The organism is Flavobacterium lacustre (genome assembly GCF_027474525.2).
Taxonomy (GTDB): Bacteria; Bacteroidota; Bacteroidia; order Flavobacteriales; family Flavobacteriaceae; genus Flavobacterium; species Flavobacterium lacustre.
On sequence record NZ_CP114882.2, the window covers coordinates 3,179,415 to 3,205,855 of the forward strand.

Annotated in this window: 24 protein-coding genes; 7 read left to right on the plus strand and 17 right to left on the minus strand. The window is 35.1% G+C overall.

What is annotated here, in order from left to right; all coding sequences use genetic code 11:
• Window position 1: 1 nt before the first annotated feature.
• The 4 genes from O6P34_RS13725 to O6P34_RS13740 all read left to right on the plus strand — a co-directional run bounded on the left by O6P34_RS13725 (window position 2) and on the right by O6P34_RS13740 (window position 3,308).
• Window positions 2-826 (plus strand): alpha/beta hydrolase, encoded by an 825-nt coding sequence (locus O6P34_RS13725; RefSeq protein ID WP_269685079.1) that lies wholly within the window; start codon window positions 2-4, stop codon window positions 824-826.
• Between the two features lie 106 nt (window positions 827-932).
• Window positions 933-1,730 carry a cation efflux transmembrane domain-containing protein gene (locus tag O6P34_RS13730; protein ID WP_269685080.1) on the plus strand — a complete coding sequence of 266 codons (798 nt, stop codon included), beginning with the start codon at window positions 933-935 and terminating at the stop codon, window positions 1,728-1,730.
• 60 nt (window positions 1,731-1,790) lie between these two features.
• Window positions 1,791-2,615, plus strand: coding sequence for a sulfurtransferase (locus O6P34_RS13735; RefSeq protein ID WP_269685081.1), 825 nt, complete (start codon window positions 1,791-1,793; stop codon window positions 2,613-2,615).
• Between the two features lie 144 nt (window positions 2,616-2,759).
• Window positions 2,760-3,308 carry an RBBP9/YdeN family alpha/beta hydrolase gene (locus O6P34_RS13740; RefSeq protein ID WP_269685082.1) on the plus strand — a complete coding sequence of 183 codons (549 nt, stop codon included), beginning with the start codon at window positions 2,760-2,762 and terminating at the stop codon, window positions 3,306-3,308.
• Window positions 3,309-3,310: 2 nt separating this feature from the next.
• On the opposite strand, the gene O6P34_RS13745 is transcribed toward O6P34_RS13740, so the two are convergent.
• Entirely contained in the window at window positions 3,311-3,646 is a 336-nt protein-coding gene (locus O6P34_RS13745; protein WP_269685083.1) for a tRNA-binding protein, read from the minus strand.
• A 135-nt stretch (window positions 3,647-3,781) separates the two neighbouring features.
• On the opposite strand from O6P34_RS13745, the gene O6P34_RS13750 reads away from it, so the two are divergent.
• Entirely contained in the window at window positions 3,782-4,336 is a 555-nt protein-coding gene (locus O6P34_RS13750) for a thioredoxin family protein (RefSeq protein WP_269685084.1), read from the plus strand.
• 150 nt (window positions 4,337-4,486) lie between these two features.
• On the opposite strand, the gene O6P34_RS13755 is transcribed toward O6P34_RS13750, so the two are convergent.
• The 7 genes from O6P34_RS13755 to O6P34_RS13785 form a co-directional block, all read right to left on the minus strand.
• Entirely contained in the window at window positions 4,487-5,419 is a 933-nt protein-coding gene (locus O6P34_RS13755) for a peptidylprolyl isomerase (RefSeq protein WP_269685085.1), read from the minus strand.
• A 254-nt stretch (window positions 5,420-5,673) separates the two neighbouring features.
• Entirely contained in the window at window positions 5,674-7,806 is a 2,133-nt protein-coding gene (locus O6P34_RS13760) for a M3 family metallopeptidase (RefSeq protein ID WP_269685086.1), read from the minus strand.
• Window positions 7,807-8,068: 262 nt separating this feature from the next.
• Complete coding sequence (locus tag O6P34_RS13765; protein WP_269685087.1) at window positions 8,069-8,728, minus strand: NAD(P)H-binding protein; 660 nt, start codon at window positions 8,726-8,728, stop codon at window positions 8,069-8,071.
• 3 nt (window positions 8,729-8,731) lie between these two features.
• Window positions 8,732-9,199 carry a DUF1456 family protein gene (locus O6P34_RS13770; RefSeq protein WP_269685088.1) on the minus strand — a complete coding sequence of 156 codons (468 nt, stop codon included), beginning with the start codon at window positions 9,197-9,199 and terminating at the stop codon, window positions 8,732-8,734.
• 55 nt (window positions 9,200-9,254) lie between these two features.
• Window positions 9,255-10,286, minus strand: coding sequence for an aminotransferase class I/II-fold pyridoxal phosphate-dependent enzyme (locus tag O6P34_RS13775; protein ID WP_269685089.1), 1,032 nt, complete (start codon window positions 10,284-10,286; stop codon window positions 9,255-9,257).
• 6 nt (window positions 10,287-10,292) lie between these two features.
• Window positions 10,293-11,303 (minus strand): dipeptide epimerase, encoded by a 1,011-nt coding sequence (locus O6P34_RS13780; protein WP_269685090.1) that lies wholly within the window; start codon window positions 11,301-11,303, stop codon window positions 10,293-10,295.
• Window positions 11,304-11,355: 52 nt separating this feature from the next.
• Window positions 11,356-12,168 (minus strand): alpha/beta hydrolase, encoded by an 813-nt coding sequence (locus O6P34_RS13785; RefSeq protein WP_269685091.1) that lies wholly within the window; start codon window positions 12,166-12,168, stop codon window positions 11,356-11,358.
• Between the two features lie 58 nt (window positions 12,169-12,226).
• On the opposite strand from O6P34_RS13785, the gene O6P34_RS13790 reads away from it, so the two are divergent.
• On the plus strand, window positions 12,227-12,628 hold the full coding sequence (locus O6P34_RS13790; protein WP_269685092.1) for an excinuclease ABC subunit B: 402 nt from the start codon (window positions 12,227-12,229) through the stop codon (window positions 12,626-12,628).
• On the opposite strand, the gene O6P34_RS13795 is transcribed toward O6P34_RS13790, so the two are convergent.
• The 9 genes from O6P34_RS13795 to trmD all read right to left on the minus strand — a co-directional run bounded on the left by O6P34_RS13795 (window position 12,625) and on the right by trmD (window position 25,155).
• On the minus strand, window positions 12,625-13,851 hold the full coding sequence (locus O6P34_RS13795) for a hypothetical protein (RefSeq protein WP_269685093.1): 1,227 nt from the start codon (window positions 13,849-13,851) through the stop codon (window positions 12,625-12,627). The genes O6P34_RS13790 and O6P34_RS13795 overlap by 4 nt on opposite strands.
• Window positions 13,852-14,142: 291 nt before the next feature.
• Window positions 14,143-16,134, minus strand: coding sequence for an excinuclease ABC subunit UvrB (gene uvrB, locus O6P34_RS13800; RefSeq protein ID WP_269685094.1), 1,992 nt, complete (start codon window positions 16,132-16,134; stop codon window positions 14,143-14,145).
• Between the two features lie 62 nt (window positions 16,135-16,196).
• The gene (gene rlmF / locus O6P34_RS13805; RefSeq protein ID WP_269686762.1) at window positions 16,197-17,141 is read right to left on the minus strand and encodes a 23S rRNA (adenine(1618)-N(6))-methyltransferase RlmF; all 945 of its coding nucleotides are present in this window, start codon (window positions 17,139-17,141) and stop codon (window positions 16,197-16,199) included.
• A gap of 96 nt (window positions 17,142-17,237) precedes the next feature.
• The gene (locus O6P34_RS13810) at window positions 17,238-17,900 is read right to left on the minus strand and encodes a thiamine diphosphokinase (RefSeq protein WP_269685095.1); all 663 of its coding nucleotides are present in this window, start codon (window positions 17,898-17,900) and stop codon (window positions 17,238-17,240) included.
• 234 nt (window positions 17,901-18,134) lie between these two features.
• A complete protein-coding gene (locus O6P34_RS13815) occupies window positions 18,135-18,956 on the minus strand; it encodes a DUF4249 domain-containing protein (RefSeq protein WP_269685096.1) in 822 nt (273 codons plus the stop codon).
• A 5-nt stretch (window positions 18,957-18,961) separates the two neighbouring features.
• Window positions 18,962-21,343 carry a TonB-dependent receptor gene (locus O6P34_RS13820; protein ID WP_269685097.1) on the minus strand — a complete coding sequence of 794 codons (2,382 nt, stop codon included), beginning with the start codon at window positions 21,341-21,343 and terminating at the stop codon, window positions 18,962-18,964.
• 146 nt (window positions 21,344-21,489) lie between these two features.
• Window positions 21,490-23,712 (minus strand): NADP-dependent isocitrate dehydrogenase, encoded by a 2,223-nt coding sequence (locus tag O6P34_RS13825; protein WP_269685098.1) that lies wholly within the window; start codon window positions 23,710-23,712, stop codon window positions 21,490-21,492.
• Window positions 23,713-24,006: 294 nt separating this feature from the next.
• Window positions 24,007-24,357 carry a 50S ribosomal protein L19 gene (rplS, locus tag O6P34_RS13830; RefSeq protein WP_269685099.1) on the minus strand — a complete coding sequence of 117 codons (351 nt, stop codon included), beginning with the start codon at window positions 24,355-24,357 and terminating at the stop codon, window positions 24,007-24,009.
• 111 nt (window positions 24,358-24,468) lie between these two features.
• Window positions 24,469-25,155 carry a tRNA (guanosine(37)-N1)-methyltransferase TrmD gene (gene trmD, locus O6P34_RS13835; RefSeq protein ID WP_269685100.1) on the minus strand — a complete coding sequence of 229 codons (687 nt, stop codon included), beginning with the start codon at window positions 25,153-25,155 and terminating at the stop codon, window positions 24,469-24,471.
• 279 nt (window positions 25,156-25,434) lie between these two features.
• Here trmD and O6P34_RS13840 point away from each other — a divergent pair, with 279 nt between their 5' ends.
• The gene (locus O6P34_RS13840) at window positions 25,435-26,247 is read left to right on the plus strand and encodes an NIPSNAP family protein (RefSeq protein WP_269685101.1); all 813 of its coding nucleotides are present in this window, start codon (window positions 25,435-25,437) and stop codon (window positions 26,245-26,247) included.
• Window positions 26,248-26,441 lie beyond the last annotated feature (194 nt).

The following is a 26,441-nucleotide window of genomic DNA, read 5'->3' on the forward strand; positions in this document are numbered from 1 at the left end:
AATGAAAAAACTTTTCCTTTCTCTTTTCTTAGTTTGTTTCGGAATATTGGCTTCCGCTCAAAAAGTAGAATATACTTCAAAATTTAACATTCCGTATTATGCCGATGCCGTAAATAAAACGGATGCCTATATAAAAGAGCGTTGTGTTTTAGACATTTATTACCCAAAAAATAGTCCCGGTTTTGCAACCGTTGTTTGGTTTCATGGTGGCGGATTAACTGCTGGAGAAAAAGAACTTCCTGAAGCGCTCAAAAATCAGGGAATTGCGGTTATTTCGGTAAATTATCGTTTAGGTCCAAAAGTCATCGCACCCAAATATATTGAAGATGCCGCTGCTGCCGTAGCTTGGACTTTCAAGAACATTGAAAACTTTCAAGGGAACGCTTCATTAATTTTCGTTTCAGGGCATTCTGCAGGTGGTTATTTGGCCAGCATGATTGGCCTAGATAAAAAATGGTTAAACGCCGAAGGTATTGATGCTAATAAAATAGCCGGATTAATTCCTTTTAGCGGTCAGGCCATCACTCACTTTTTAGTTCGAAAAGAAAAAGGTATTCCTGATACGCAACCTACAATAGATGAATATGCACCGCTTTTTCATGTTCGCGCAGATGCTCCTCCTTTACTATTGATAACCGGTGATCGGGAATTAGAAATGCTGGGACGTTATGAAGAAAACGCCTATTTGATGCGCATGATGAAAATTGCAGGACATAAAGAAACCAAATTATATGAATTAGACGGTTTTGGACATAATATGACAGCACCAGCTTTCCCTTTGTTGCTAAATGAAGTGCAAAGAATTGCTAAAGAGAAAAAGAATTAATTTTCAAATTCAAACCCATTAAAGTTAAAGCCTGAAAACGAAATCGTTTCGGGCTTTTTTGTATATTTAATTCTTTGAAAAATAATGAATTATACCTTTAACCACAATGAATAAAACAACTTTTCAAATTTCTAAAATGGATTGTCCTGCCGAAGAAAACATTATAAAAATGAAGCTCAACGGGTTTACGGAAATTGCAGCCTTAGCGTTTGATATTCCAAATCGACTTGTTGTAATATACCATTCAGGAAATCATGATGAGATTCTTAAAGCGTTGGATAGTTTAGATTTTGACACTACATTTATTGCTACAGAAACTTCAAACGATGTTAATTTCAATACGAATTCAAAACAGCAAAAAAGGGTATTGCAACAGGTTTTATTCATCAATTTTTTCTTTTTTGTATTGGAACTATTAACGGGATTTTTATCCCATTCCATGGGACTTTTAGCCGACGGCCTTGATATGTTAGCAGACAGCATCGTTTACGCATTGGCCCTATTTGCGGTTGGCGGAACGGTGATGCGAAAAAACCAAATTGCAAGAGCCAGTGGTTATCTACAATTGACATTAGCGGTACTCGGTTTTATTGAAGTAATACGGCGTTTTATGGGTTTTGGAGACCTCCCAAAATTTCAAACTATGATTATTATTTCGATATTTGCATTGATTGGTAATGCTGCCTGTTTGTATTTATTACAAAAAAGCAAGAGTGACGAAAATCATATAAAAGCAAGCATGATTTTTACGTCTAATGATGTTATAGTAAATCTTGGCGTAATCCTGGCCGGAACGCTCGTTTACTTGACTCACAGTAAAATTCCGGATTTAATTGTGGGAATACTTGTTTTTATATTGGTAGGAAAAGGGGCTTTCCGAATTTTTAAACTCAGTCATAATTAATATTTCAGCCTGTTTACCAATACATAATTTTAAAACCAAAACATCAAAATTTAAAATCAAATGACAGAACCAATCGTAAGCACAGCCTGGCTTCATGCTAATTTTGAAAACCCGGAATTAATACTACTTGAGGCTGTTTTAAAAGACAATCAGTCAAATTTAAAATCCGATTTAGAAAATTTTCAGATTAAAAGCGCTCGTCTTTTCGATATAAAAAGCACGTTTAGCGACAATAGTAATCCGTTGCCCAACACACTTCCTAGCACTGAACAATTTGAAACCGAGGTAAAAAAATTGGGAATTAACAAGAACAGTACAATTGTTATTTATGATAAATTAGGCATTTACTCCAGTCCCAGAGCATGGTGGTTGTTTAAAATAATGGGACATAAAAGCGTTTTTGTTTTAGATGGAGGATTTCCAGCGTGGATAGCAGAAGGATATGCAATAGAAGAAATACCAACGAATCAAAACTATGAAACTGGAGATTTTGAAGCAAAATTCGTAACTGAATTAGTTAAAACCAAAGAACAAATAGTCGAAAATATAGCAACCAAAGAAGCCGTATTGATTGATGCTCGTGCAGAAAACAGATTCAAAGGAATTGGTGATGAACCTAGAGCCGGATTAAGAAGCGGACATATTCCCGGTTCCATAAATATCCCTTATACCAAACTAATCCGAGATGGAAAATTTTTATCCAAAGCCGAATTAATTGAAATTTTACCTGTAAGCGATAAACCATTACTATTCACCTGTGGCTCTGGAGTTACCGCCTGTATTGATTTAATTGCCTATGAATTGATTTGTAAAAATCCAAAATCAGTGTATGATGGTTCTTGGACAGAATGGGGACAACTCGAACATCTTCCAATAGAAAAATAGGTTTCAACTCCTTTTGAGGCCAATTGTCGATTGAAATTATACCTGTAAAAAGTTTAATTTTATTAAAGTAAAGTATTTTACAGAAATTCAAAATCCGCTATATTTACATTCTATTAAAGCTATCGAATTGACAAATTCATACAGATGAAACCCAAATTATTAATACTTCCCGGACTTGGAGATTCGGGTGAAAACCATTGGCAGAGTTATTGGTTAAGAAAATTTGAAAACTCCATTAAACTTGTTCAAGACAATTGGGACCAGCCCAAACGAGAAGAATGGCTGGAGAAACTCAACGAAGCTATTCTGAAACTAGATGGTCCAACCATTTTAGTAGCCCACAGTTTAGCAGTTTCGATGGTTTTGCATTGGATGTCTGCTCACACCAATTCAAATATCATTGGAGCATTATTTGTTGCTCCTGCAGATGTTGATTCACCGGAACATGCCCCAGAAGTAATTTGGAATTTTGCACCGATACCAACAATTCCATTAAATTTTCCTTCGATAGTGATTAGCAGCGAAAATGACCCTTATATTTCATTAGAAAGAGCTGAATATCTGGCTCAAAAATGGGGTAGTGATTTTATCAATATTGGTCAAAAAGGGCATATCAATTCCGAATCGAATTTAGAATATTGGGAAGAAGGTCAATTGATTTTACAACAATTAATAGACATGATTAACCGCTAAATTTAGCCTATCCGCAATCCCTTTTCTATTTTAAAATCCGGCGAAAGCAAAATAACATCCCCGGCTTCTCCCACAGCGCCAAGAACAAGACATTCACTCCAGAATTTTCCGATTTGTTTTTTGGGAAAATTAACTACAGCTACAATTTGTCGGTTGACCAAATCTTCTTTTTGATAGCGCATGGTGATTTGTGCAGATGATTTTCTGATTCCGATTTCAGTACCAAAATCAATGATGAGTTGATAGGCAGGTTTTCGGGCTTCGGGAAAATCATTGACTTCGAGAATGGTCCCTACTCTCATTTCTACTTTTTCAAATTCCGGCCAAGTAAGTTCCATAATTTTGTTTAGTATTGAAGTTGCGAATTATTTCAAAGACTAATTTAGGATTTCCTCCTTAAAAAACAATCCTTTTTCATAACTTTAAAAAGTAAACTTAAAACAAGTCGAAAGACTCCCAATACAACTATCAAAATGGCACGAACTCCCTCCAACATGATTCCGCTTGGAACCTCTGCTCCAGAATTTTATTTGAAAGACACCAATTCTGATGCATGGTTTTCTTTTTCAGATTTAAAAGGAGAAAAAGGAACTTTAGTAGTATTTATATGCAATCACTGTCCGTTTGTCCTTCATGTAATAGAAGAAATTGTAATGATTGCCAATGATTATCGCGTGCAAGGAATTGGCATTATAGCCATTTCAAGCAATGATGTAAAAAAATATCCGCAAGATGCTCCAGAGCTGATGACGGAATTCGCTTTTGAAAACAAAATGGAGTTTCCTTATTTATATGATGAAACACAAGAAGTTGCCAAAGTTTATAATGCAGCATGTACGCCTGATTTTTTTCTGTTTGACAACCAAGACAAACTGGTTTATCGCGGACAACTTGACGATAGCCGTCCCAGAAACGGAATTCCGTTAAGCGGAAATGATTTGCGAGGTGCGATTGACGGCGTGGTTTACAATCGAAGCATCAATCCGAACCAGAAGCCCAGTTTGGGTTGCTCTATCAAATGGAAATAGCTTTTGTTTTTAAGAATTACAATTCCAAATAGTTGTGCTTGTTGACTTTTGAAACTGCTTATTATAAAAAAAATCCCAAAACTCTCGTTTTGGGATTTCTATTTTTAATTCGTTTTTGCAATCTAAAAACCGATTGCTAAAAATGAAATACTATTTCACGTCCATTAATTCTACGTCAAAAATCAAAGTAGCATTTGGTGGAATTACTCCTCCAGCTCCACGAGAACCGTATCCTAAATGTGATGGAATCACGAAACGTGCTTTGTCACCAACTTGCAACAAGGCAATTCCTTCGTCCCAACCTTCGATTACCTGACCTTGACCTAATCTAAATTCGATTGGTTTTTTTCTTGGGTAAGAAGAATCAAAAACTTTTCCGTTCTCTAATGAACCTTCATAATGAACTGAAACCGTTTTTCCGCTGGCTGCTTTCTTTCCTTCACCTCTTTGGATGAATTGGTAACGCAAACCGCTTTCTGTTTTTTGAAAACCTGCAGCTAATTTTTCCATTGCTGCTTCGGCTGCTTCGCGTTCCGCTATTTCACGTTTAGCACGAGAACCTTCAAAAGTTCTGAAAGCTTCAACAGCATTCCATTTTTGAGCTTCTTCTCCAACTCTAACAATTTCTAAAGTCTCTAAAACATCCCCTTGAGCAACAGCATCAACAACATCCTGACCTTCTACAACATGTCCGAAAACAGTATGTTTATTATCTAACCAAGAAGTTGGAACGTGTGTAATATAAAATTGAGAACCATTTGATCCAGGTCCTGAATTAGCCATAGCCAAAATACCTGGTTTATCGTGTTTTAAACTTGGGTGAAATTCATCATCAAATTTATATCCAGGATCACCAGTTCCAGTTCCTAGAGGACATCCTCCTTGAATCATGAAATCAGGAATTACACGGTGAAATTTTAATCCATCATAAAATTTAGTTCCTTGTGGTTTTACTTTATTCTCAAGGTTTCCTTCGGCTAATGCCACAAAGTTCCCAACCGTTCCCGGTGTTAACTCATGCTCTAATTTTACTAAAATCGATCCTTTTGCCGTATTGAATTTAGCGTATATTCCGTTTTCCATTATTGTTTAATTTTTATTGAAGTGCAAAATTACGAAATTAATTTTAAAATGGTTATTGAGAGAATCGTTGATTTGGTTATTTCAAAAATTAGACCTAAAAAGTTTGTAAAGAATGAATCTAATTGAAAAAACACCATTAATCACGAAGCAATCCGAAACTCATTAAAAACAGAAAATCGTAACAGATTGCTGGGAATAGCACAAAAAAAATGACATCCATTACGAATGTCATTTTTTGATACTGAAGTGATTTATTATTCTTTTGCAGACAAACCTGAATTTCTCAAATACGGTTCAATTTGCATGTCATGTCCGATGAAATCTTTGAAGGCTTTGTTTAAATCTAAACTATTCCCTACCGATAAAATGTATTTTCTAAAACGTTCGCAATTGGCTCTGGTCATACCACCATTAGCCTGCATCCAATCGAAAGCATTGTAATCTAATGTTTTGGACCAAGTATAAGCGTAATACCCGGCAGAATATCCACCACTCCAAATGTGAGCAAAATAAGGCGTATGGTATCGGGTAGGAACTTCGTTAACCAACAAGCCATATTTTTGAAGCGCTTCTTTTTCGAATTCTAAAGTTGGTTTAAAATCAGATTCCTTTTCTACACTGTGCCAAGCCATATCTAAAGTTGCAGCCGCTAATAATTCGGTCACCTGATAGCCTTTATTAAAGGTTTCCGCCTTTTTTATTTTATCAATCAACTCTTGCGGAATTACTTGTTTGGTTTGGTAATGAATCGCATAATTTTTTAAAACTGTTGGATCTAAAGCTGCATGTTCATTGATTTGCGAAGGGAATTCAACATAATCTCTCGGTACCGAAGTCCCTGAAAGCGTCGTGTATTGTTGGTTCGCAAACAAACCGTGTAACGTATGTCCGAATTCATGAAAAAGTGTAATCACATCATCAAAACTGATTAATGAGGGGTTTCCGTTTACTGGTTTCGAGAAATTATATACGTTGACAATGACTGGTTTTTGTTTTAAATAATGTGATTGACTCACAAAATTACTCATCCAGGCACCGCCACTTTTATTATCTCTGGTGTAAAAATCTAAGTAATAAATCGCAATTGATTTTCCATTATTATCAAATACTTCATAGACTTTTACATCCGGATGATACACTGGTAAATCTTCACGAACTTTGAATGTGATACCATACATTTCTTTGGCAGCAAAAAATACTCCATTTTCTAAAACTGATGTAATTTCAAAATAAGGTTTTATTTGACTTTCGTCTAAATCATATTTTGCTTTACGCACCTGCTCTGAGTAAAAATTCCAATCCCAAGGTTCGAGTTGAAAACCTCCGTTTTGTGCATTTATTAAATCTTGAATTTCTTTGGCTTCCACTTTTGCTTTGGCTACTGCTGGAGCTGCAATTTTGGCTAATAAATCCATTGCAGGAGCTGGAGATTGTGCCATTTGGTCTTGTAATTTCCATTCTGCAAAACTCTTTTTCCCCATCAAATTCGCTTTTTGCAAACGTAATTTCGCCATTTTCTCTAACACTTCTCTTGTGTCACCATCATCATTTTTTTCAGCACGATACCAAGAGGATTTGTATATTTTTTCTCTCGCAGCTCTATTTTTTAAATTTTGCAACAACGGTTGTTGCGTCGTATTTAATAAGCCTATCAGATATTTTCCGTCTTTCCCTGCTTCGGTTGCTTTTGCTTTTGCAGCAGCAATTTCATCGGCACTCAAACCGTCTAAATCCGTTGCATTATCAAATAAAACCGCGCCATTTTTGCGGGCGATTAATAATTTATTTCCAAAGAGCGTTCCCAAACTGGCCAACTCTTCATTGATTTTTTTCATTTTTTCTTTATCCGCAGGCGATAAATTAGCTCCGGCTAATTCAAACTGTTGCAAATAATACTGTGTTAATTTTTGATCTTCGCCTTTCAATGCATTTAGATTTAATGCCTTGAAACGCTTGTATAATTGGCTGTTCAAATATATCTTATCATTATGTGCAGAGAAAACAGGTGCGTATTCTTCGTCAATAGCCTGCAATTTTGGATTGGTATTAGAACCCGTTAAATTATAAAAAATCCCTGTGGCTCTGGCCAAATCTACTCCACTGGTTTCTAATGCCAGTACCGTATTTTGAAACGTTGGTTTAGCTGGATTGTTGGCTATTTTTTCTATTTCTTTATCATGAACTTTTAAAGCAAAATCAAAAGCCGGTTTAAAATGCTCGTCTTTGATTAAATTAAATGGTGGTGCTTGGTACTGTAAAGTACTTTTTTGCAAAAGAGGATTTGTCATTTTAACAGCGTTAGTTTGTGCATTTATGACTTGAGTTTTTGTAGCAGCACCAAAAAAAAGCATGGTGCTCGCCAGAAGCATTTTTGGAAAAATTTGCATATTGAGGGTTTTAATTTGTATACTATAAAAGTACATGAAAAAACAATAAGACAAAACGTATTTGTAAAAAATAAATTACACACAACATTCTTACTATCAATTAAATAAAAACAAATATTATTTAATTTTAAAAGAATTCTCTATGATTGTAAAGTCAAAAAACAACTGTAAAGAGTATTTTTTTATTATGATTTTGAGAATTGAATCACACTTGTTTGAGGGCTAAAAAGTTACCCTCAAACAAAATTATACGTATGATTTTCTAGACATTTCCAATTTTCTGAATAGCATCAGATTCGATTATTTGGAAACCTTTGCAGTTGTTTTGTGCAATTGTAAAAAGGGCTTTGGCAACCATTTCACTTTCAATTGGTTTGTATTTTTTCAAGCTTCCAACAAATAAAAAAGAAGTCATTTTCATGAAAAAAGTACCTATTTTTTCTCCTAATCTAAATTCTGTGCGATTTCCTAAAAGCAACGACGGTTGTAATACAGTCACACTTTCGAACGTACATTGTTTTAGAAATGCTTCAATTTCTCCTTTTGTTTTTAAATAAAAATTAGCCGAATTGGCATCTGCGCCAAGGGAAGAAACAATCAGAAATTGTTTGATTTTATGGTGCAAAGCTATCGTTGCAAATTGTTTTGGATATTCAAAATCAACTTTTTTAAAGGCCGGTTTACTTCCTGCTTTTTTTATGGTTGTCCCAATGGTGCAAAAGAAATCGTCTCCTTTTACAAAATCTTGATAGGTTTCCGGTTTATCAAAATCAATGATGTATTGTATTAATTTCGGGTGTTGAATTCCGGCGTCTCTTTTAACGAAAGTGATTACTTTTTCGTACTCTTGACTTCCTAATAGAAGTTGCAACAATTGAGCACCAATAAGTCCTGTACTACCAATAATCAAAGCGGTTTTCAAAACTTAGGATTTTTTCTTATTCCCGTTGCTGTATCTCACTTTCTCCACCACTTGAATTTTTGGAGTTGATTTACCAGCTGCTTTTTTGAACGGCTTTTTAGCAGCAGAATTTGATTTTGATGGCTTTTGATCTCCTCTTGCTTTTTCATCGTCTTTTGGTGATGCTTTGAACTCCGCTCTTCCTGCGAATCCTTCTTTTACGGGAATTTCTGCTTTGTGTTTCGCCAAAACATCATTTGGATTTTTTGGATTTTCTTTCGTTCCGCGCAAGTGAATCACTAATCCATTTAAGAAATTACGCAATACCTGATCGCCACATTCCATGTAATTTTCATGGTCTTCGGCACGGAAAAAAGCACCTAATTCTGATTTTGAAATTCTAAAATCAACCAATTCTAATATTTCAACTATTTGATCGTCACGCAGCATTAAAGCAACGCGAAGTTTTTTCAGGATATCGTTATTTGTCATGTTTTAATTTTTTACAAAGGTACATTTAAAAAGCAATTGGGCCGTCATTTTAGATTTAGAATTGGTTTTGGTTCAAAAGGGCTATTATTTTGTCTAAATCTTCTTTCTGATGATTTGCCGTAATCACAATCCGATTTAAAACTTTGGAATCTGTTGGATATTTAAAATAGGTAACAATAATGTTATTGGCCTTAAAAACTTCATTGATTCCTTCTATTTCAGGATAAATCACAGGATAATTTGGATTGAAAACTACTGTTTCACTTGTGATTAAATGCGCTTTAATATAGTTTAAATTAGCTTTTAACTTTTGATGCTGAATGCTGTAAATAGGCGCTGCATCAGCCATAGTTTGTACAAAAGCGGCATTCATTCCTGCACTGGAAACAACAGTATCTACTTCCATCATTTGAGAAATAAACTCTGAATCACTTGCAATTACACCGCCCGTCAAACCAAAAGCTTTTCCTAAAGAAGCTACCATAATTTTTCTCTTGATGTTTGAAAGTTGAATACTTGAAAACAATCCGCAACCGTTTATTCCAAGAATTCCGAGAGAATGCGATTCGTCAATAACCAACGTAATTTCTTTATTGGAAGGAATTAATTCCAAAAAAGATAAGTCAATCGGCTGGATTTGAAAAGAGGGAACGCTGTCCGTTAAAATTGTAATTTTTTCAATAACCGAATCTAATAATCGCGGATTTAATTGGTTTCCGATGAAAAAAGGCAAACTATTTGGCGCAGTAATTGCCGGATGCACATTTGGAAAATGAAAAAAACTATTGGTTTGCTGAACCAATTTATCCATCACTAATTTTCCTGCCAACATACCCGAAGAAACCGTTAAAACTGCTTCTACCTTAAGATAATTAGCCAGAAATGTTTCTCCATTTTCATATGCATTGAGTTTAACATTAGCACTTCTGGAACTTCCGTAAGCGGTTCCCCATTGCATAATATTCTTGATGAGCAGTTGTTGAAACGCTGTATTTACAGGCAATCCTAAATAAGATGTTCCGCCAAAATACAGATACTCTTCAGCATCAACAGCAATAATTCGATCCGGAAATTGGTTAACTTTCATTTAGAATTAAAGTAAAGTTACACCCGTACCATTCAAATCTGAATAGTTGATTTTTCCATATTTTATGGTTACTCCTGTCGCTATATCTTTATCTAAAAGTAAAGCACCATCCATATCAACATAATCCAATTGAGGCAATAAATGGGCGATTGCTGAGATTCCCACAGTTGATTCCGTCATGCAGCCCACCATTGTTTTCAGTCCTAATTTTTGGGCTTCGGCAATCATTCTTCTTGCGGGAGTTAGTCCGCCACATTTTACCAATTTTACATTTACACCGTGAAAATGATTGTGACATTTAGCAACATCTTCTTCGATGATACAACTTTCGTCCGCAATGATAGGCAAAACCGAATGTTTAAACACTTCTTTATGTGCTTCCCAGTTGTCTGCTTTCATAGGTTGTTCCAAAAATTCGACTCCTAATTTTTTCAATTCAATCGCGTTTTTTATTGTTTCTTCAACACCCCAACCACAATTTGCATCAATTCTAAAAATAGCATCCGTGTGTTTTCTAAGTTCAGTTACAATGGCAATATCGTCCGGTGTTCCTAATTTAATTTTATAAATAGGCCAAGGCAATTCCTGCATTTTCGAAACCATTTTTTCGATAGAAGCGATACCAATTGTATAGTCCGTCAACGGATTTCGTTCTGTAGTATAGTTCCACAATTCGTACAATTTTTTGCCTTTTTTACGCGCATACAAATCATTGTAAGCCATATCCAAAGCACATAAAGCGAACATATCTCCCTGTAAATACGGATGCACTTTTGCCCAAAACTCTTCTGGTGTTTCGTTTGAAGTCGCTTCGATAACAGAACGGATTTTTTCTAAATCTCCCATCATCACAGGAACTGTTGTCTTGTAATACGGATTCGAAGTTGCTTCTCCAAATCCAGAAAAACCATCACTTTTTAACTCGACAATCAATGAGGGTTGTTCCTCTATTGATTCTCTTGAAATGGTAAATGTATGTTTCAATTTTAGGTTGTATGCTCTTAAAATAAGTTCCATAATCCAGTTTATTTCGGGTTGAATTTAATGTCAATATTCTTTATTTCTTGTACTAATATCCCAGCCACAAAAGCGCTTCAACAAATCCGTCCCGCCAAAGTTTCTCGTTGTGCTGCCCGCCGTTTATAATTTTTTTCTCATTCAAATTTAAACAATAACATCTTTTTGTGTTTACCAAATGCTCCATTTTGTTTAAATCGCGAACCATATCGTCATCGCCTTCTTTATCGCCGCAAAGAAAATAGATTTTCGATTTCAATTTTTTGGTACTTTCCGCTAATTCAAAAATTTCCTTTCGATTAATCCAGAAAGAAGGCGAAAAAACACCAGCTTTTCCAAATGTTTCCGGATATTTCAAAAGGGCATAAAAAGACGTTAATCCGCCAAGAGAACTTCCCATAATAATGGTATTTTTCTTATTGGGTTTCGTTCGGTATGTTTTATCAATTTGGGGTTTTAATGTTTTTACGATAAATTCTAAATAATTATCCGCTTTGCCTCCACCGTATTTTTCATTTTTAAAAGGCGTTAACTCTTCTAAACGTTTGTCATTGCCATGTTCGATTGCTACAACAATTACCTGCGCCTTTAGACTGTCTAACTTTTCATCCACATTCCATTCGCCGGAATATGCTGTTTTTGCATCAAATACATTTTGGGCATCATGCATATAAATCACGGAGAATTTATTTTTTGAATTTTCGTAATTCATAGGTACATAGACCCAGATTTTCTTGGTTGTCTGGAGTTCGGGAGCGGCAATAGAAAACGTAGAAACTTGTTGTGAAGCGGTACTTTGCTGTGCTTTACCATTAACTATTATCAGAAAAAATAAAGATAGAAATAGTATAAATTGTCGAATCATCCGTTGGTTTTTGTATTTTAATTCTAAAAATAATATTTTAGCTAAAAATAATCATTTGATGAATACTTTCGAAGAAAAAAGAAGTTTACTTTTAGAGATGATTGCCTTCTCCACAGTCGATGGACAGTTACATAAAAGGGAATATGAGTTTTTGGCAATTGTAGCTCAAGAACTAAATATTGAAGGTGCCGTTTTTAATGATTTATTCCATCAGGAACTACCAATACTCTCTATAAAATCTGAATTTCAAAGAATTCAACAATTTTATCGTTTGGCCTTATTGATGCATTCTGACGGAGTTTTACATCTTAAAGAAGCGGTTGCGATTAAGCAAATTGCAATTGATATGGGATTAAATCCATTAGCAACTAAACGCGTTCTAAAGTTGATGAAGGAATCACCAAGCGTCATTATTGATGCCGAAATTTTATTGAATGTTTTTCAGGAGCAGCACAATTAGTTTTTGAACGACATTTTTACACCAAAACCAGTCTGTAAATCCGGTGCATTATCGACTTTTATATCTTCTCTCGCATATATAAAATAAGAAAATTGCTTCACCGAATATGTGAAGATAAAATTCCAACCTTCCAGATTTTCATACAGATGAGACATTGCATGTTGCCAATGCGTTTTCACTCTTTCGCCAGTTAAAATTATATGGTCAAAATCATTCTTATTGTTGTAGGGAGTTTGAAAAGTGTAATTGATACCGTAAGAAATATAATTATTGCTTTTGAGTTTCCTTTTATAATCAAGCAACCCTTCAAAACTATACAGAACCTCTTGATTGCTTATATTTACTCTGTCGCCAAATTGTATAACTCTTTGTCGTAAAGCGCCGGCACTTAGACCAACTGTAAAAATATTTGTGTCCCTGACTACTATTTTTTTTATCAATGAAGAAGAAATTCCCACGTCTGCCACCGGATTGTACTTGGAAACATTAATTCCTAAATGCGTTCCAAAATTCAAATAGATTTTATGCTTTTTGTTCATCCCTAATTTTGGATAATAGAAATAATTCACTTCAAATCCCTGAATCCCAAAATCGCCATTCTTCATTGTTAGGCTATTGCCATTTTCATCTCTATAAAAAATATCCGCTTTGTTAAATCCGTAATGTCGTCTGGAAAACGGGTCATCACCACCGGCAATATTGCTGTGAAACCATTCTATTGATTCATCAGAAGTAAAAAATGAAAATGGATATTTCCCTTTATCCAGCGAATGCATCCGCAGGCCAAAATTAAGTTCATGACTTACAGACAAAGGCAAACTGAACGTAAATCGGTACGATCTTATAACTCCATCAGCCTTAAATTCTCTGATTTTAGCAGGAATTTCGTTGAGATTAAACACAAATTCTCTATCATGCCAAGAGAAATTTTCTGCAATTTTTTGATCGGCAGGATTTGTTAATTCATATGATTTCACATAAGGCAACATGACATTTCCACTCGAAATTTCGAACGAAAACGAGTATTTCTCTGGAGCTTTAATTTTGAAATTATGGTTTATTCTCGAAATATACATTCCAAGCGGATGTGTCGACAGAAGATTGGGTTTTATGATATCTGAGGTGTTTTCTATTTCATTTCTTATAAAATCCTCTGTTGTGGATTGCGCTGAAGCAAATGAAATAAATACTAATAAGACGAAAAAAATAAAAAAGTTTTTCATTTAACGTCATTTTAAAAGGTGAGTCAAGAAAACAATTCTCCTCAAATTTAAATAATTTCACAGGAATTAAAAAGTATTTTAATACAAAAAAAGGAATATTAAAAATTTTAATTATTTGAAAAACAGATAATTAACAAAAAATTACATTTTATTATTTAGACATACTGTATTAAAAAACAGAGCTTATGAGGCATACAATTGTATCGTTCCGATTTTAAAAAAAAATAAAAAAATGATGGATTAACAAATTGGAGATTTGTCAGTTGTTAAATATTTTTTGGGCAGTAAAAATTAAGTGAGCTGACCTTGTAATCTTTTTATGTCATCACGCAATTTAGCTGCTTGCATAAAGTCTAAATCTTTAGCCGCTTTTTCCATAGATTTGCGTTTTTCCCGTATGATTTTCTCCAATTCCGGTTTTGACATATAAGTGGTTTCCGGTTCAGCTGCGGCATTTAATGTGTGGCCTAATTCATATTCCACCAATGGATTTTTGGTAAAAGCGCTGTCGATTTTTTTATTTAATGCCTGCGGAACTTGATTGTATTTCGTGTTGTAATTGATTTGTTTGGTTCTGCGATAATTCGTGTCATCAATGGTTTTTTGCATACTATTGGTGATTTTATCTGCATACATAATCGCTTTTCCATTTAGGTTTCTCGCAGCACGCCCAATTGTTTGCGTAAGCGAACGGTGGCTTCGTAAAAATCCTTCTTTGTCAGCATCTAAAATCGCTACCAAGGAAACTTCCGGTAAATCTAATCCTTCACGCAATAAATTCACCCCAATCAAAACATCAAATAATCCCTTTCGCAAATCCTGCATAATTTCTATTCGTTCCAAAGTATCCACATCAGAATGAATGTAGCGGCAACGAATGGAAACTTTTGTCAAATATTTGGCTAATTCTTCGGCCATTCTTTTGGTCAAAGTGGTGACCAAAACCCGTTCGTCTAATTCACAACGCACTTGAATTTCTTCAATCAAATCGTCAATTTGATTTAAACTTGGTCGGATTTCAATTATTGGATCTAATAATCCTGTTGGCCGAATAACTTGTTCCACATAAACACCATCTGTTTTCTGCAATTCGTAATCGGCTGGAGTTGCCGAAACATAAATTACTTGGTTTTGCATTGCTTCGAATTCCTCGAATTTCAATGGTCGGTTGTCCATTGCTGCCGGAAGTCGGAAACCATATTCCACCAAATTTTCTTTTCGGCTTCGGTCGCCTCCGTACATGGCGTGAACCTGCGAAAGTGTTACGTGACTTTCATCAACCACCATCAAAAAGTCCTTTGGAAAATAATCCAATAAACAAAAAGGTCTTGTTCCGGCTTGTCTTCCGTCAAGGTAACGCGAATAATTTTCGATACCAGAGCAATAGCCTAATTCGCGTATCATTTCTAAATCGAAATTCGTGCGCTCTTCTAAACGTTTTGCTTCCAGATGTTTTCCTATTTCCTTGAAATAATCAACTTGTTTCACTAAATCCTGTTGAATTTCCCATATGGCACCTTGTAAAACATCTGGCGAAGTCACAAACATATTGGCCGGATAAATAGTCAGTTTTTCGAATTTTTCGATGACTTGAGCGTTTTTAACATCAAAACTTTCAATTTCTTCGATTTCATCTCCAAAGAAATGAATTCTAAAAGCATCATCCGCATAACTGGGATAAACTTCTACAATATCACCTTTTATTCTAAAATTTCCTGCGTTAAAATCAGCTTCGGTACGCGCATATAAACTTTGGACCAAACTGTGCAAAAATTTGGTTCGGGAAATCACTTGATTTTTCTCGATTGCAATCACGTTTTTCTGAAATTCAACCGGATTTCCGATACCATACAAACAGGAAACAGAAGCCACAACCAATATATCTCTACGTCCCGAAAGCAAAGAAGACGTGGTGCTCAATCGCATTTTTTCCAGTTCTTCATTGATGGATAAATCCTTCTCAATAAAAACACCAGTTACGGGCATAAATGCTTCGGGCTGATAATAATCGTAGTAAGAAACAAAATATTCTACGGCATTATTCGGAAAAAACTGTTTGAATTCAGAGTATAATTGTGCTGCAAGGGTTTTATTGTGTGCCAAAACCAATGTAGGTCTTTGCACTTCCTGAATCACATTTGCTACAGTAAATGTTTTTCCGGAACCGGTAACCCCTAATAAAGTTTGGAATTTTTCTCCATCAATAATCCCTTGAGCTAATTTTTCAATCGCTTGAGGTTGGTCGCCTTTCGGCTGGTAATCGGATACTACTTGGAAATTCATTTATTTGGATTGCTGATTGGCAAAGATACAAAGGAATTTACTAAAAAAAAGTGTTGAAAAACTTAAAACTTCCATGCTTTTTGTTGCTCCTGACTTAAGAAAGTCCAGGCTACAATTCGGCTTGATTTTTGGCCTTGAGCCATATCGATAGTTTTTATGTCAACGGCACTCACTTTGTTTAACGTCTTGTAAAGGCTGGAAAGATTCTCTTTTTTAGAAACTAAAGTTGTAAACCATAAACACTGCATCGGGTATTTAGCGCTTTCGTAAATCATTTGGGTTACAAAGCCAATTTCACCACCTTCACACCATAATTCTGCGTTTTGTCCTCCAAAATTCAATACTGGATTTTTGGTTCTGGTGTTTTCTAAATTATTAATTTTTCGGATGGACGCTTTTGTAGCTTCTTCCTTAGAATTATGAAACGGCGGATTGCAAATTGTGAACGTAAATTTATCTTCGGGAGTAAAAATATTTTTAAAGATAAAGCGACTTTCCGTTTGCGATTGCAAGCTGATTGCATCGATTAAATTAGGATTGTTCTGGATGATTTTTTTGCAATTCTGAATTGCTTTTTCATCAATATCAGTTCCTACAAAACTCCAACCATAAGCGGCATTCCCAATTATTGGATAAATACAATTGGCTCCAATACCAATATCCAATCCTTGAACTGTTTCGCCTTCGGGAATAATTCCGTTGTTGCTTGAAGCCAATAAATCAGCCAAATAATGAATATAATCTGCTCGTCCGGGAATTGGCGGACAAAGATAATTAGCCGGAATATCCCATTTTTGTATTCCAAAATGGGTGTTTAATAATGCTTTATTCAGTGCTTTTACTGCTTCGGGATTACTGAAGTCAATTGTTTTTATAGCGTGCTCGTTGATAGAAACAAATTTTTCTAGTTCAGGAGATATCGTTATTAATTGATCAAAATCATACCCAAATCTATCGAGATTTCGAGGATGTAAATTGGTCTTTTCAGTAATCGTTTTGGGTTTTATTTCTTTCATTTCGGCGCAAAGATAGTCAATCTCTTTTTGTCTAAATATAAAGTTGAATTTAATCCCAGAAAGAGTTGATAAATTCAGGTTTCAGCACTAATCCATACATTCCATCAGCAACAAATCCCCTTGATCATGCTCGATGGTTACGATACCGTCATTGGTAACATGATTGCTGCTTCCGGTTCTGTAACCGATGGTTAGAGTATCGTCCTTTAGCGGATAAAATAAATTACTGGAATGAATTCCGGTTACATGACCAATGGGAATTAATGAAATTGGTGTGTTTGCAGTGTACCATTTTTCGAACTTTTTTGGCAATAAAAACACTTTTGAATGGTCGTCGAGGATTACGATTTTTAATGTATTTCGGTATCTGGTAATATTGGTTAAATTCGTGATGGTGTGATCGGCTCTTTTTCCGGTGGCCCAAATTACATTTACGGCTGGAATTTTTCGTTCGATTAAATAATCGAATGCTTTTTCTAAATCGGTTTTATTTTGATCCGGTGTGTGAACAATTTCTATTGGATATTGTGTGGTTTGGTAAATTTCGGGGTCAAAACCTCTATCGAAATCTCCCAAAAGCACATCGACTTTTATGTCTAATTCCATGACTCTTTCGATGGCGGAATCTAACACTACTACTAATGGCGACCATTCTAATAATTGCCCTAATAATTCAGGTTGGCATGAGGCTCCGTTAGCAATGATTAAAGCGGGTTCTTGGTCGTCGCGAACAATATGGTGTGAAGACATTGTGATTTTTGATTTTATTTGAGATTTGTCGTAAAGGTATGAAAATCTGAAATAGGTTATGAGCAGATTTTGTTTGCAATTGTTGTGATTAGCCCAGATAGTAATGGAAAGCCCGGAGTGCAAAAAAATAATTTTTCTGGTCCTAAAAAAGCGACCAAAGGAAGCTCTTTTTAGGATTTAGAAAAATATTTTTTTAAGCGAGGACTTGAAATGAATAGCTGGATTAGCTTCTGATTATTGTATTGTATAGTATTTTTTTTCGACTTCACTGAGCGAAAAATACCCCAAAGGATAATTTTCAGCATCGGTGGTGTTGATTATATTTCCTCGAACGGTCGCCGGTGGAGACTGAAATGGCCCGCCACCGCTGTTTCCTGCGATACTGACCAAAACGTTCATGTAGTTGAAATAGGCTTTTGATATTCCGAAATGACTGATTTCTAAGGTGTCGCCGGGTTTTAAATCATCATTTTGTGAAATACTGAAAAATTCGTTTCCGTTGAAAAACTCATCTTCATCTACATAATAATTTGATTTAATTTGGTTGGAATACACGTATTTGTACAGATAATAATTGGGTGTATTGGCCGGATCGATGAAAAATGTCTTGATTTCGATATTTTTTCCGGTAAAACCGCCTTCGTTGTTTTGAACAATTTTTGTTATCGGCGCAACTGATTTTAGGGTTTCGGTAGCGGTATATGTATTGGTTCCGTTGTTAATTGTGAGTGTATATGTTTCATCGATAACAGGAATAAAATCGCTGCAAATGTATTCGCCAGTGCTGGAAAGTTCTACAAAATTGAAAATAGTACCAGAGCTGTTTTTGACGTAAACTGTTGCTCCGTTTACTTTTGGAATATTTGTATTGTAATAGCTGGTTGTATAGGTCAACTTTATTTTTTGATTGTTTCCTACTGTTCCTTTTTCCCAAAATATCGATGCTTCGATAACTAATTTTGGCGGTGCGGTAACTAAGTCTACTTCGACAACCTCTTCACAACTGTTGCAAAGAAAAGCGATTAGTAAAACGAAATAAGAAGCTATTTTTTTCATGATTATTAAAATTTAAAATTATAACTAACTGCTGGAACTACTCCAAAAATGGATGTTTTCACAGCTTCATTATATCCTGTATCGACGTTTTGCCTGAAATTAATTGAAGCAGCATTTTTACGATTGTACAGGTTGTAAATACTAAAAACCCACTCGCCTTTCCAGTTTCTGTCTTTGTTTTTTTCCGGTGTTAAAGTGGCTGCGATATCAAGATGATGATAGGCTGGCAATCGGTTTTCATTTCTTAATCCATAACTGGGAACGGTAATTCCTAAGTACTCATATTGCCCGGTTGGATAGGTTACGGGCTGCCCGGATTGCAACGCAAAATTAGCTCCAAAAGACCATTTTTCGTTCCATTCATACGAGCTGGTTATGGCAATATTATGCAATTTATCATAGACAGAATCGTACCATTTTCCGTTGTTTATTCCGGATTCTATTGGCGTTCTTCCCGGAGTTTGTTGTTCCGATTTTGATAACGTATAAGAAATCCAACCGTTTAAACGGCCTTCATTTTTCTTAAACATCAATTCTAATCCGTAAGAACGCAACTGCCCGTTTAATATGATTTGCTCAATTGCTTTATTGGCAATTAAATCTGCTCCATCAATATAATCCAATCTATTTTGTACTTCTTTATAATAGGTTTCGACTTCGAGAGAATAGGCTCCGTCTTTAAAATTTCGGAAATATCCCAAAGCAACTTGGTCGGCAATTTGAGGTTTGATGAACGAATCACTTGGTGTCCAAACATCTAACGGTGTTGGCGAAGAAGTATTCGAAATCAATTGTAAATACTGCACCATTCTGTTATAACTCGCTTTCACTGACTGATTGTCATTGAGTTGGTATACAAAAGAAAAACGAGGTTCCAGATTATTGAAATTCTCAATCACTTTATTTTTGGCGTAGAATTTAGTTCCTATCGGAGTCGCTTTTTCATAAATCTGCAAATCTGAATTAAAAGTTACAGGATTATTGTCTTCGTAAATATTCATCGTAGATTGGCCTAAACGGTAAAATAAACTAAAACGAAGTCCATACGAAATAGAAATTTTATTCGATATTTCCTGATCAGCATTGATGTAAACTGCGGGTTCAAAAGCGTATTTTTTATCTAATTGACCAAAATTAATTCCGGAATTTTCATCAGAAGGTTTGATGGTTCCGGGATTAAAATTGTAATAAATTCCGTTAGCACCATAATTCAATTTGAATTTGTCCGAAATGTAACTTTTAAAATCGTATTTTATATTGTAATTCTTAATTCCGGAATCCCATTTAAACCCAACAAAATCAAGGTCTAAACCGTAATAATAATCGCTGTAAATAAGCGACAGGTTCGAGAATAACTTGTCTGAAAACAAATGATTCCAACGTAAATTTAGCGTAGAATTACCATAAGTATTGGTAAAACTTTTATTTAAACTAAACACATCACGACCAAAATATCCTGACAAATACAAATTGTTATTTTCATTTAATTTGTAACTCAGTTTGGTATTCAAATCATAAAAATAAGCGGCATTGTCTTTTTGATCTTTTGACAGTTTTAAGAACAAGTGTGCATACGAACTTCGTCCTCCGATAAGAAAAGAACCTCTGTCTTTTACCAGCGGTCCTTCGGCCAAAATCCTACTGGAAATCAATCCGATTCCACCATTTACATGAAACCCTTTACTGCTGCCGTCTTTTTGATAAATATCCAAAACAGAAGAAGCCCTGCCTCCAAAACGTGCCGGAATTCCGCCTTTATATAGTTTTAAATCTTTGATTGCATCCGGATTAAAAACAGAGAAAAATCCAAAAACATGAGAGGAATTGAATATTGTTGCTTCATCCAAAAGAATCAAATTTTGATCTGCACCACCGCCACGAACATTAAATCCGGAAGCACCTTCGCCGGCATTAGTCACTCCGGGAAGCAATAAAATGGATTTGAGCACATCGACTTCTCCAAGAACAACCGGCATTTTTTTGATAGTAGAAATAGAGAGTTTGTTCACACTCATTTCAGGTTTTCGAATATCAGTTTTTGATTTATTGTCTGTAATAATCACTTCCTTCAAAGCTGTTTCACTGTCGAATAGCTTGAAATTATTTTTGGTGTTTTGATTCAAATCGACAGTTTCTTCGATACTTTGATATCCAAAATAGGAAATTTGCACCTTATAATTTCCTTTGGGTAAGGTAATGGAATAAAAACCGTATTCATTTGTGGTCACACCCGTTTTCAATTCCGGAATTATGATATTCACACCAATCAAAGTTTCATTACTGTTGGTATCTGTAATAATGCCACTAAGTGTATATTTTTCTTGGGAAAAGGAAGAAAGGCTAGAAACTAAAACAATAAATAATAGGATAATTTTCTTTGAACTCATTGTTAAATTTTTTCTATTTAAAAAAGACAAATTTCATCAAAAGAAGTATCAATTGAAGTTTAACAAACGTTAATATCTTGCTAAGATAAAAAAAGACAACCATTTCTGATTGTCTTTTATATTTAATACTTAAATTTTAAACTGAATTAAGCGATTTTAGCTAAAATAGCATTGAATGTTTGACTCGGACGCATTGCTTTGCTTGTTGCTTCCGGGTTAGGTTGATAATGACCTCCTAATGGTTGTGGTTTTCCCTGAGCACCAATTAGTTCTGCATTTATTTTATCTTCATTTGCTATAAACTCTGCTGCTATAGGTTCAAAAATAGCTTTCAAACCAGTATCTTTAGTTTGTGCTGCTAAAGCTTCGGCCCAATACATCGCTAAATAAAAATGAGAACCTCGGTTATCGATTTGTCCTAATTTACGAGCAGGAGATTTATCGTTTGCTAAGAATTTCTCTGTGGCTACATCAAGAGTTTCTGCTAAAACAATCGCTTTCGAGTTGTTTAATGTTTGCCCTAAATGTTCCAATGAAGCGCCTAAAGCTAAAAATTCACCAAGAGAATCCCAACGTAAATATCCTTCTTCAATAAATTGCTCTACGTGTTTTGGAGCTGATCCACCTGCACCAGTTTCAAACAAACCTCCACCATTCATTAACGGAACGATAGACAACATTTTAGCTGATGTTCCAACTTCTAAAATTGGAAATAAGTCGGTCAAATAATCACGCAATACGTTTCCTGTTACAGAAATAGTATCTAATCCTTTGATGATTCTTTCTAATGTAAAATTAGTAGCCTCAATAGGATTCAGGATTTGAATATCCAAACCTGTTGTATCGTGATCTTTTAAATATTTTTTTACTTTTTCGATTAATTCTCTGTCGTGCGCTCTTCCTTCGTCTAACCAGAAAACTGCCGGAGTATTTGATAAACGAGCTCTGTTTACAGCCAATTTAACCCAGTCCTGAATCGGAGCATCTTTTGCCTGACACATTCTGAAAATATCTTTTGCTTCTACAGTTTGTTCCATCAAAACAGTTCCGTTTGTATCCACAACGCGAACAATTCCGTCTGCATTCATTTGGAATGTTTTGTCATGTGAACCATATTCTTCTGCTTTTTGCGCCATCAAACCTACGTTTGGAACACTTCCCATAGTTGTTGGGTCGAAAGCACCGTGTTTTTTACAAAAATCAATAGTCGCCACATAAACTCCTGCATAACATCTGTCCGGGATAATCGCGATTGTATCTTGCCTTTTTCCTTCCTTGTTATACATTTGTCCCGAAGTACGAATCATTGCCGGCATAGAAGCATCTACAATCACATCCGAAGGAACATGAAGATTAGTAATCCCTTTATCAGAATTTACCATCGCCAATGCTGGACCGTTAGCTATCGCTTGGTCTATTGCAGCTTCTACTTCAGCTTGCATCGGGTGTCCTGCAATTTTTGCGTACACATCTCCTAAACCATTTCTGGTATCAACATTTAATTCATTGAATAAAGCGGCGTATTTTTCGAAAACATCCTTGAAATACACTTCTACTATGGCTCCAAAAATAATTGGATCCGAAACTTTCATCATCGTAGCTTTCAAGTGAACGGAAAGCAAAACGTTTTTTTCTTTGGCTTCTTTTATAGTTTTGGCCACAAAAGATTTCAAAGCGTTCAAGTTCATTACCGAACTATCAATTATTTCTCCTGCTTTTAATGGTGTGCTGGCTTTCAAAACTGTTGTTGAACCATCTTTCCCTACAAATTCAATTTTTACATCGGTAGGCGATGCTACAGTAACTGATTTTTCACTTCCGTAAAAATCACCGCTTTCCATAGCTGCAACTTGTGTTTTAGAATCAGAAGACCAAGCTCCCATTGAATGCGGGTTTGCTTTAGCGTAGTTTTTAACTGCTTTTGGTGCTCTACGATCTGAATTTCCTTCGCGTAAAACTGGATTTACAGCAGAGCCTAAAATTTTAGAATATTTAGCTTTGATGTTTTTCTCTTCGTCATTTTGCGGTTCCTCTGGAAAATCAGGTAACGCATAACCATGAGATTGTAATTCTGCAATTGCAGCTTTTAATTGTGGTACCGATGCTGAAACATTCGGTAATTTTATAATATTTGCTTCCGGAGTTGTGGCTAATGTTCCAAGTTCCAATAAAGCATCGCTGGTTTTTTGGCTTTCAGTCAAGAACTCAGGGAAGTTAGCTAAAATTCTTCCTGCAAGAGAAATATCTCTTGTTTCAATTTCAATATCTGAAGTGGCAGTGAACGCCTGGACAATAGGTAAAAATGAATAAGTTGCCAATAAAGGCGCCTCATCTGTAAGTGTGTAAAAAATTTTGGATTTATTTGACATTTTAATAAAATTGTTTTAATACTTATTTAAGGGCTACAAATGTAATAAAATCGTTTTCGTAAAATGGAATCCGCATAAGATAAGTTTTATTTTGATAGAAAAATTACGAATTTTTTGAATTTTTAGTTTCCTAAAAATCAATACTTAAATATAGAGCCTGTTTTTTATCAAAAAGAAAACGATACGGCGGAACCAATAAAGATTCACGAAAATGCTAACTACTTGAAAGCGTAAGTTTTTTCCATAAAAAAGTCCCAACAATGTCGGGACTTTTTATATAAAAAGACAGTTAGACTATCTTCTTTTGTCTTTAATTTTGGCTTTTTTACCAGTAAGTTCTCTAAAGTAGAAAATTCTAGCTCTACGAACAGCACCTTTTTTGTTGATTTCAACTTTTTGTAAAGCTGGCAAGTTTACTGGGAAGATACGCTCTACTCCAACTGCACCTGACATTTTACGAATTGTAAAAGTTTCTGTGTTACCAGAACCTCTTCTTTGAATAACAACTCCTTTAAAAAACTGAGTTCTTGTTTTTTCACCCTCTTTAATTTCGTAGAAAACTGTAATAGTGTCTCCAGCTCCAAAAACAGGGAAATCTTTTCTTGTTACGAATTCGTCTTGAACGAATTTCATTAAATCTGCCATGATAATTTTTTAATTATGGTTTTGTATTAAAGCAACATTCACGGATCTCGCCAGAGGTTGGTCTAATGTGGGCGCAAAAGTAAAAAATAATTATGAATTATAGATTATGAATTATAAATTATTTTCATCGAGCAAATCGGGACGTCTATTTTTGGTATGCTCATACGCCATATCTTCTCTCCATTTGTCAATTTTTGCAAAATGACCACTCATCAATACGTCCGGAACTTTCCATCCTTTATAATCTGCCGGGCGTGTATATATAGGTCCTGACAACAATCCGTCTTGAAAACTATCTGTCAATGCCGATGTTTCGTCACTCAAAACTCCTGGTATCAATCGAATTAAGGCATCCGACAATACTAAAGCTCCTAATTCCCCTCCACTCAACACATAATCACCAATCGAGATTTCTTTAGTGATAAAATGATCCCGAACTCTTTGATCTACTCCTTTATAATGTCCACATAAAATGATAATATTTTCATACATCGACATCGTATTGGCCATTTTTTGGTTCAAGGTTTCCCCGTCCGGTGACATGTAAATGATTTCATCGTAGGATCTTTCGCTTTTCAAATGGGTAATACACGCATCAATAGGCTGAACCGTCATCACCATTCCAGCGCCTCCACCAAACGGATAATCGTCTACACTTTTCTGTTTATTGGTGGTATAATCCCGTAAATTATGAATATGAACTTCTACAATTCCTTTGTCGATTGCACGTTTCATGATTGAAGCCTCAAACGGACTTCGCAATAATTCCGGAAGGACAGTAATAATATCTATGCGCATTTTTTAGATTCTAAGGTTCTTAGTTGCCGAGCTGCAAAGTTAGCAATATTAATTTGATGGCGTAAAGTTATTCCAAATCCTAAGAATCAGAATTAAACCTTTTTTCTTAATCCAAATAATAACCTCTCAAATACAGCTAACTAACTATTTTAGGCACAAAATGTTTATTTACCAAAGAATCTAAATATATTTACCTTCACTTTTATTTTAATTGACCGTGTTTATCCGAAAGCAAAGTCCTCTAAAATGAAAACTTTTAACCACCAAAACCATTTAAATATGAAAACAACCAAATTATTCTTTCTCCTTATTATTGTCTTTTCTATGAGCAGCTTTATAAAAAAAGAGACTGAAATTAAAACAGAGACCGAATCAATACGTTCGTCAAGAGAATTCTACCAACTCAAAACCTATCTTCTACATTCAGAGCAACAAGAACAAACTATTGACAAATACCTGAAAGAAGCCTATTTGCCGGGACTAAAAAGAATAGGAATTCAAAACATAGGCGTTTTCAAAGCAAAATCTAATGCTACCGATTCTATTAAAAAAATCATCGTCGTAATTCCGTTTACCTCCATGAAACAGTTTTTAAGTATTGACGAAAAACTGGCAAAAGACAATACGTATTTAGCCGCCGGAGCAGACTATTTAAAAGCATCATACAAACAAGCGCCTTATATCCGAATAGAATCTGTTTTATTAAATGCTTTTTCAGATCATCCGTTTTTAACTACTCCAAAACTAGAAGGTCCAAGAGCTAATCGAGTTTACGAATTAAGAAGTTACGAATCTGCAACCGAAGCCATTTACAAAAACAAAGTGGACATGTTTAATGCCGGTGGAGAAATCACACTTTTTGACCGCCTTACCTTTAATGCTGTTTTTTACGGAGAAGTTCTTTCGGGAGCCAAAATGCCTAACCTTATGTATATGACTACTTTCGAAAATCAAGAAAGTCGGGATGCGCATTGGAAATCTTTTGTAGATTCTCCAGAATGGAAAGCTCTGATTGCTATGGAAAAATACAAAAACAACATTTCCCATATCGACATTACGTTTTTATATCCAACTGATTATTCTGACTACTAATTTGGTTTTATGACAAATCTACATCCTTAAATGAGAATCCCAATTAGTATTGCTAATTGGGATTTTTTTTACTTCTTTCTTTACTAAATCACCAAAAAAAAACCTGTAATACTACTTATAAATTCCGAATCAAAACTTATTATTTAGTCCAAAATACTTATTTTATTAAAATAAAAATCTAAAAAAATAAAAAA